This window comes from Mycobacterium sp., assembly GCF_050701675.1.
GTDB lineage: Bacteria > Actinomycetota > Actinomycetes > Mycobacteriales > Mycobacteriaceae > Mycobacterium.
Map to the genome: position 1 here is coordinate 1 of NZ_JBOGDD010000214.1, position 6,532 is coordinate 6,532.

Genomic DNA, 6,532 nt, shown 5'->3' on the forward strand with positions numbered 1-6,532 from the left:
TCGTCTTCCGAGACCCCTCCACCCCCATCGAGTTCACCGACGTCGTCCTGGCTGGTCCCAAGCGCGGCGAGGTCCGCGTCGAGATCGCCGCCGCCGGCGTGTGCCACTCGGATCTGCACGTCATGCGCGGCGATTGGGACGCGCCCGCACCGTTGGTGATGGGGCACGAGGGGTCCGGAGTGGTGGTCGAACTCGGCGAGGGCGTCACGTCGCTGGCGGTCGGCGACCACGTCGTGTTGTCGTGGGTGCCACCGTGCGGTGAGTGCCGTTACTGCCGCTCCGGCCACGAGGCCCGTTGTCAGAAGGTCGCCACCGAGGTGGCGCCCAAAGGTGTTCTCTTCGACGGTACTTCGCGGCTTTCGAAGGACGGCGAGACGCTGCATCACTACCTGGGCGTGTCGTCGTTCGCCGAGGAGGTGGTGGTGCCGGCGTCGGGCGCGGTGAAGGTGCGCGACGACGCACCTCTCGACGCGATCGCCGTCGTCGGCTGCGCCGTGGCGACCGGCGTCGGCGCAGTGGTCAACACCGCGGCCGTCGAACCCGGCGCGACGGTGGTCGTGATCGGCTGCGGCGGCGTTGGCCTCAACGTCGTGCAGGGCGCCAAACTCGCTGGCGCCGAACGGATCATCGCGATCGACGTGCTGCCCGACAAGACCCAGCTGGCGGTGCAGTTCGGCGCCACCGACCGCATCGACGCCTCCCGCGGCGACGCCGTGGAACTGCTCTTCGAACTCCTGCCCGACGGCGTGGACTATGCGTTCGACGCGATCGGGCACACCAGCACCACCGAACAGGCGATCCGCATGCTCGGCCTCGGTGGAGCCGCCGTCGTGGTGGGCCTGCCCAAGACGGGCGCGAAGGCCTCGTTCGAGCCGCTGGTGCTCGCCGAGGCGGACCAACGAATCCTCGGCTCCAACTACGGATCGGTGCGGCCCTCGATCGACATCCCTGCACTGGTCGACCGTTACATGGACGGCCAGCTCAAGCTCGATCCGCTGATCTGGGCACGCCGGCCGCTGGCCGAGGCCGCCGCCGCGTTCAAGAACCTCGAATCCGGCGAGGCCCTGCGCACCCTGCTCATCCCGTGACCCCACACTGCAACCCGTAGGAGAACCTGGCATGTCCACCTCCACCCGCGACGCGGGACCCACTGACGCAGGACTGCGTCACGGCGTCATGTCGGGGCCCGAACTCGCGGCTCAAGCCATCGCCAACATCGCCCCCAGCGCCGTGATCGCCTTCACCGCGGCGGCCATCTATTTGAGTGCGGGCAAGGCCACCATCCTGTCGTTCGCCTTGGCGACCGTCGCGATCCTGGCCGTCGGCTACTGCGTCGTCGTATTCGCGCGGCGCAACGCCTCGGCCGGTTCGCTCTACACCTACGTCTCCAAGGGCCTTGGCCCGTTCGGCGCGTACCTCGCCGGGGTGACGCTGTTGGTCGGCTGCTGGGGTATCGCGGCGGGTTCACTGGGTGGCGCCGTCTCCTACATGAACGACTTCCTGAATCTGATCGGCATCCCGATCCAGGGCGCGGGCTGGCAGATCGCTCTGGCGATCGTCCTTGGCGGTTTGGCGACGCTGTTCACCATCCGCGGGATTCGACTGTCGGCGCGGGTTTCGCTCGTGCTGGAGCTGATCTCGGTCACCATCATCACCGTCCTGCTGATACTGGCCCTGGTGTGGGCGGGTGAGGCCGCGTGGGATCCGTCGCAGTTCTCGCTCACCGACATCCCCGCGCAGGGGGTGGCGACGGGCATGGTGCTCGGCATCCTCGGCTTCGTCGGGTTCTCCTCCGCCGACGCCCTTGGCCGCGAAGCCCGTAATCCGTACACGGCGATCCCGAGGGCCATCATGTGGAGCGCGGTGGTCGTCGGCGTGCTCTACGTCTTCGCCGCCTACACCCAGATCGCGCTGTTGAAGGAAGGTCTGGCCGATAGCGCAAGTCCGTTGCAGGACATCGCAACTCTGATCGGGATGCCGTCGTGGTTCACGCCCATCCTGGCCTTCGGTGTCGGCGCGTCCTTCTTCGCCGTCGTCGTCGCGCCGCTGAACGTCGTCGGCCGCATCGTCTACGTGATGGGCAAGGAGGGTGTCGTGGCCGAGCAGTTCGGCCGGACGCACGAAGGCCACCTCACGCCGCACCGGGTGCTGCTGGTCGCCGGTCCGCTGGCGATCCTGTGCGACGTCATCATGCTGGCCTTCGGCGTGCACCCCATGGACATCGTGGTGTGGGTGGACACCTACGGGACCTACGGCTACATGGTCGCGTATGCGTTGGTCGCTATCGCCTGTGTGGTCTACACCAAGCGCGAGGGCATGCCCAACGGTCTGGTGTGGGTAGCCGCCGTCATCGCAGTGGTCACGATGGCGTACACGTTCTTCGCCAACGTCTATCCCGTTCCGGCGTTCCCGCTCAACGTCATTCCGTATCTGTTCATCGTGACCGTCGCCGTCGCCCTCGGCTGGTTCTTCCTCCTGGCGCGGCGCCACCCCGACGTGATCGCCAGGATCGGCAAGACCGAGACCGATCTCCTGGAAGGGGTTGGCTAGGTTCAATCTTCAGCGCCGACAATCATCCGGAAGCGTCGATCACTTCCTGCATGCCTCGGGTCGCCAGTTCATCGGGCCAACTCGTTGTCGGCGACACCCGCGTGGCTCTTGCCCCCGACCCACTCGACCTCGTGCCGCGCGCTGGCCATCTGGAGTCGCTTCCAGGGGTCGACGTTCTTCACGGGCTGCTTCGCGGCGGTCTTCCAGCCGTTGCGTTCCCAGCCGCCGCGGCCCGGATTGGTCTGCACGCACCGTCGGTGTGGATGACCACGACGTCCTGGTCCATGAATTCAGACTTGCTGTGCTTGCCGGAGCGGCCGTACGGCCTTCGGCCGGACGTCGTCGAAGACAGGGCTGCGGTCCTCGGGGTCTGAGTGTGGATCCGTCCGCGGCTGTGAGTCACGCCGCGCGATCGTGGCCATCGGAGCGTTACGCCGATCTGAACCGCGTATCTAGCGATAATGAGGGGCGGACGGTGCTGCGTCCGCCCGACTGGGGGTGGTTGTCCGTGCTCTGGCTTCTACAGATTCCTGCTCCGCTTCTCGGATTCCTCACGGTGAGCCTCGTCATCGCGCTGTCCGTGGGCGGACTGATCGTGTTCCGAAAGGCGGTGTCGCACACCCGCCTCGAGAATGCGAATGCAGTTTCGGGGCAGGTGTTCCAGCTTGCCGGTGTCCTCTACGCGGTGCTCGTCGCCTTTGTAGTGGTCGTCGTGTGGGAACAGTTCGGAGACGCCGAGAACGCAACTCAGGCGGAGGCCAGCGCCATCGCTGATCTACTCCGAGACTCCGCGGCGATACCTGCGGCGTACCGGCCCGAAGTGCAACGGAGCCTTGTCGCCTACACCGAAGACGTGATCGATGACGAATTACCGCGAATGCAACGGGGTGAGACCATCGAGGAAGAATCCGATCACACGACCGACGTCTGGACGGCCTTCCTCAAGGTCCAGCCGGAGACACGCAACGAGATCGCGTTCTTCGACCACGACATCGTCAAGTTGAACGACCTGAGTGCCAACCGCAAACTGCGGGTCTCGACGGGTGAGTCGGCGATCCCCGGTGAGCTCTGGGTGCTGCTTCTCGGCGGCGGCGCGGTCGTGATGGCGTTCACGTTCTTGTTCGGGACCCGCGACCTGTTGGTGCATGCCATCGGGGTGGCCCTGACCGCAGCCCTGATGGGCTTCGTCATGTATCTGATCTTCGCGCTCGAACATCCGTTCGTCGGCGCGCTGTCGGTGAAGCCCGACCCCTACGTGAACGTGCTTCAGATCTGGAAGGACGATCAGCCGCACACGTAGACGGCAGTGCGCGACGGACAAAGCGCGGCGCTGGTCGTCCGCGGCGAAGCGGGCGTCGGCAAGATCGTGCGAGCCAAGACGACAATGCTGTATTTCGAGTTGGCGCAGGCAAATTCGACTCTCATGAGTCCGAGGTCCTCGAGTTGGTCCTGCGCAAGCTCGGCGTTCATTCCAGTGACGTTCGGCCGCGTTGGGTTTGTAACGGCTGGTGCTGTTGACGTTGGAAGCCTCGATCCGTGGACTGACTCAGGTGAGGTCGTGGGGAGGCTGCTTTTCGCAACGCTGCTGGTTGTGGTCTGCCTGTATCTGCGGGTCTACCCAGCTTCTGCCGTGTTTTCTGGTTGGGCCGACGCCGGCCACTTATGCTTCCGTCGCATCATTCCGATCGCGTGCACGATGGCAGCGTCGGTTGCAGTCGGCTGATGGTGCGGTGTCGAGGGCCGGTCGAGCAGACCGGCGTCTCCGTGCTGACGCCATCGATGTACCCACTTGGAGGCACATGCCCGGGAAATGCCCATCTCCGAAGCGACGTGAGCGATTGGGCGAGTTTCGCATCGTGCGACCAACCGCCGACGGCCCTCAACTGACAGAGGTGCGTTGCGATGGCTCACCATGGAGCTCGCTCGCAGGTGGCCACACAACGCCGATCAAAAGTGCAGCTAGACGGTGTCACGCGCGGCCCGCTCCATGCTGGTCGGATAGCGGTCGACGTACTCCTGGCTAGTCAGGCATTGAATCGCTGCCATCAACTCGTCGGTCGCGCATCGCCACACGCGCGGATCTGAACTGTCTTTGTAGTTCGCAAGGTCCAGCGGCGCCCCGATCCGAATCTCCACCCTGCCGCGCCGCCAGCCTCGCTTTCCGGGGTGATTGATGGAGCGCGTACCGACCACGCCGACCGGCACCACCGAGCAACGACACTGCAGGGCAACCCGCATTGCGCCCGTTCTTCCCCGATAGAGACGTCCGTCCGGCGATCGTGTCCCCTCGGGGTAGATGGCCCACACCCCGCCGCCGTTTACGACGTCGGCCGCGGCAACCAGCGCCGCATTCGCACTGCCGTCGCCGTGCCTGCTGATCGGGATCTGCCCGGTCAGGCGACACAAGCTCCCATAGAGCCTGGCTCTCGTTCCACCGCGAGTGAAGTATTCACTTTTCGCGACGAAGGTGAGTCGTCGAGGAAGCGCTGCACATAGTACAAGAGAGTCGATCTCCGTTAAATGGTTGGGCGCCAGCACAATAGGTCCATCGGGAAGTTCGCCGATTAGCCGCGGCCGCGCGAACCAGCGGATCACGGGACCCAGCAGCACCCACTTGAGCACCCAGTACATGCAACCTCCTAGACAGTGTCTAGGAGACATGGTGCCAAGAGTCCTAGACACTGTCTAGGTGGATGCTCGTGAACAACTCGTGCAGGCCGGGGTCGAACTACTCGAACTCAACGGCCTGGCTGGGCTGACACAACGCCGAATCGCGATCCGAGCCGGGGTTTCACACGGTGCACCCCGGCACCACTTCCCGACCTACGCGAACCTGCTCGCCGCCATCGCCCGTCAGGGAATCGAGGACCTCGACAAACTAATCCTCGACGGACTCGCCGTCGCCGAACCGACCCTGGCCCTGACAACGGCGTCCCGAAGCGTGGTGGACTTCGCGATCATGCGGCCAGCGATGTTCGAACTCATCTCCCGGCACGATCTCCTTGAGGGCGCCGGCGGCCGCCTGCGCGCCATCACCGGCCGGTGGCTGGAAACACTGACCGAACGAATCCGAGAGGCGCGCCCCGACGCAGACCAGCGGCACGCCCTCGCCCTGTGGGCTGGGGTCCAGGGACTAGGAGTGATGTTCGGTCGGCGCGGTGCCGAGGCGATCTCGTTGCAGACCATCGACTCAGACGCGGTGCTCATGGCCCTACTGGCCGGGATCCTCGGAGACCAGTAGCCCGCTGCCCAGCTGTCAACAACGTCCTGACCCGCATCATCTAGTCGCAAGGCCAAGCTCATCGAACACGCGGGGTCTGTTTCGCTGGCTGTCCAACGCGAAGAGCCGCCGTATCAGTATGTGGTCGTCGAGGGCACCGTCGTCGAGACCGAACCGAGCACGCGGGACGTCCAGGAAGCAATCGCCATCCGATACCTCGGCGAAGAAGGAGGGCGCGCGTTCGTTCGCGACTTCGAACGAACGGACAGCACGTTATTCACCATCCGCCCCGATCGGTGGCTCAGCGCTGACGCCACCGGCGACCCTTGAGGCCCGCCGACTCGGATCGCCTCCACGCGCCAGTGACGAGAACGTTCGGACTCGGTATACCGACAGTCTGGTCGTCAGACCTTCGGCGAGTCCGCGGTATAGAGTGCCCGTTTCCGGGTGCACGCGCCTTCATTTGTTTCGCATGCACTCGAAGGTGCCGTGGCCGTGGTCCACGTCAAACCAGGGCTTAGCGCTCGTTCGAGGCGATTGCCGATTTCTCGTGATCTGGTCTTGCACAATCCATTAACGGTGACGGGGTCGTAACTGGATGAGGGGGCTCGGGGCCGCGCCTCGTCAGAGCTGGGAGTGGCCGCCGTCCACCGCCAGTTCGGCTCCGGTCGTGAACGTCGCGTCGAAGGCCATGAACGCCGCCGCCCTGGCGAACTCGTCCGGGTGGCCGAAGCGCAGCATCGGATTGGTCGCGGCGAACTC

6 protein-coding genes and 3 pseudogenes are annotated in these 6,532 nt (G+C 65.1%); 5 read left to right on the forward strand and 4 right to left on the reverse strand.

Annotated features, from left to right (window positions below):
* Both ACRDUX_RS06245 and ACRDUX_RS06250 read left to right on the forward strand, forming a co-directional pair.
* A partial coding sequence (locus ACRDUX_RS06245; protein WP_526412046.1) for an alcohol dehydrogenase catalytic domain-containing protein occupies nucleotides 1-1,088 on the forward strand: 1,088 nt, incomplete at its 5' end.
* Nucleotides 1,089-1,119: 31 nt separating this feature from the next.
* Nucleotides 1,120-2,550, forward strand: coding sequence for an amino acid permease (locus ACRDUX_RS06250; RefSeq protein WP_526412048.1), 1,431 nt, complete (start codon nucleotides 1,120-1,122; stop codon nucleotides 2,548-2,550).
* Between the two features lie 22 nt (nucleotides 2,551-2,572).
* Here ACRDUX_RS06250 and ACRDUX_RS06255 read toward each other — a convergent pair.
* A pseudogene (locus ACRDUX_RS06255) lies at nucleotides 2,573-2,774 on the reverse strand (RNase H family protein); the annotation flags it as partial.
* 251 nt (nucleotides 2,775-3,025) lie between these two features.
* Between ACRDUX_RS06255 and ACRDUX_RS06260 the strand changes: the two are divergent.
* Nucleotides 3,026-3,850 carry a bestrophin-like domain gene (locus ACRDUX_RS06260; protein ID WP_526412050.1) on the forward strand — a complete coding sequence of 275 codons (825 nt, stop codon included), beginning with the start codon at nucleotides 3,026-3,028 and terminating at the stop codon, nucleotides 3,848-3,850.
* Between the two features lie 317 nt (nucleotides 3,851-4,167).
* Here ACRDUX_RS06260 and ACRDUX_RS06265 read toward each other — a convergent pair.
* Both ACRDUX_RS06265 and ACRDUX_RS06270 read right to left on the reverse strand, forming a co-directional pair.
* Nucleotides 4,168-4,461 (reverse strand): annotated as a pseudogene (locus tag ACRDUX_RS06265) (helix-turn-helix domain-containing protein); the annotation flags it as partial.
* 48 nt (nucleotides 4,462-4,509) lie between these two features.
* A complete protein-coding gene (locus ACRDUX_RS06270) occupies nucleotides 4,510-5,181 on the reverse strand; it encodes a lysophospholipid acyltransferase family protein (RefSeq protein WP_526412052.1) in 672 nt (223 codons plus the stop codon).
* 58 nt (nucleotides 5,182-5,239) lie between these two features.
* Between ACRDUX_RS06270 and ACRDUX_RS06275 the strand changes: the two genes are divergently transcribed.
* Nucleotides 5,240-5,791, forward strand: a complete 552-nt coding sequence (locus ACRDUX_RS06275; protein ID WP_526412053.1) for a TetR/AcrR family transcriptional regulator — start codon at nucleotides 5,240-5,242, stop codon at nucleotides 5,789-5,791.
* Nucleotides 5,792-5,827: 36 nt separating this feature from the next.
* Nucleotides 5,828-6,100 (forward strand): annotated as a pseudogene (locus tag ACRDUX_RS06280) (pyridoxamine 5'-phosphate oxidase family protein); the annotation flags it as partial.
* 294 nt (nucleotides 6,101-6,394) lie between these two features.
* Here ACRDUX_RS06280 and ACRDUX_RS06285 read toward each other — a convergent pair.
* Nucleotides 6,395-6,532 (reverse strand): SDR family oxidoreductase (locus tag ACRDUX_RS06285; protein ID WP_526412055.1); only part of this gene is annotated, 138 nt, incomplete at its 5' end.

Excerpts from the sequence above, each read along its gene's own strand:
- ACRDUX_RS06250 (WP_526412048.1), top strand. The coding sequence starts at position 1,120 with ATGTCCACCTCCACCCGCGACGCGGGACCCACTGACGCAGGACTGCGT.
- ACRDUX_RS06270 (WP_526412052.1), bottom strand. The coding sequence starts at position 5,181 with ATGTACTGGGTGCTCAAGTGGGTGCTGCTGGGTCCCGTGATCCGCTGG.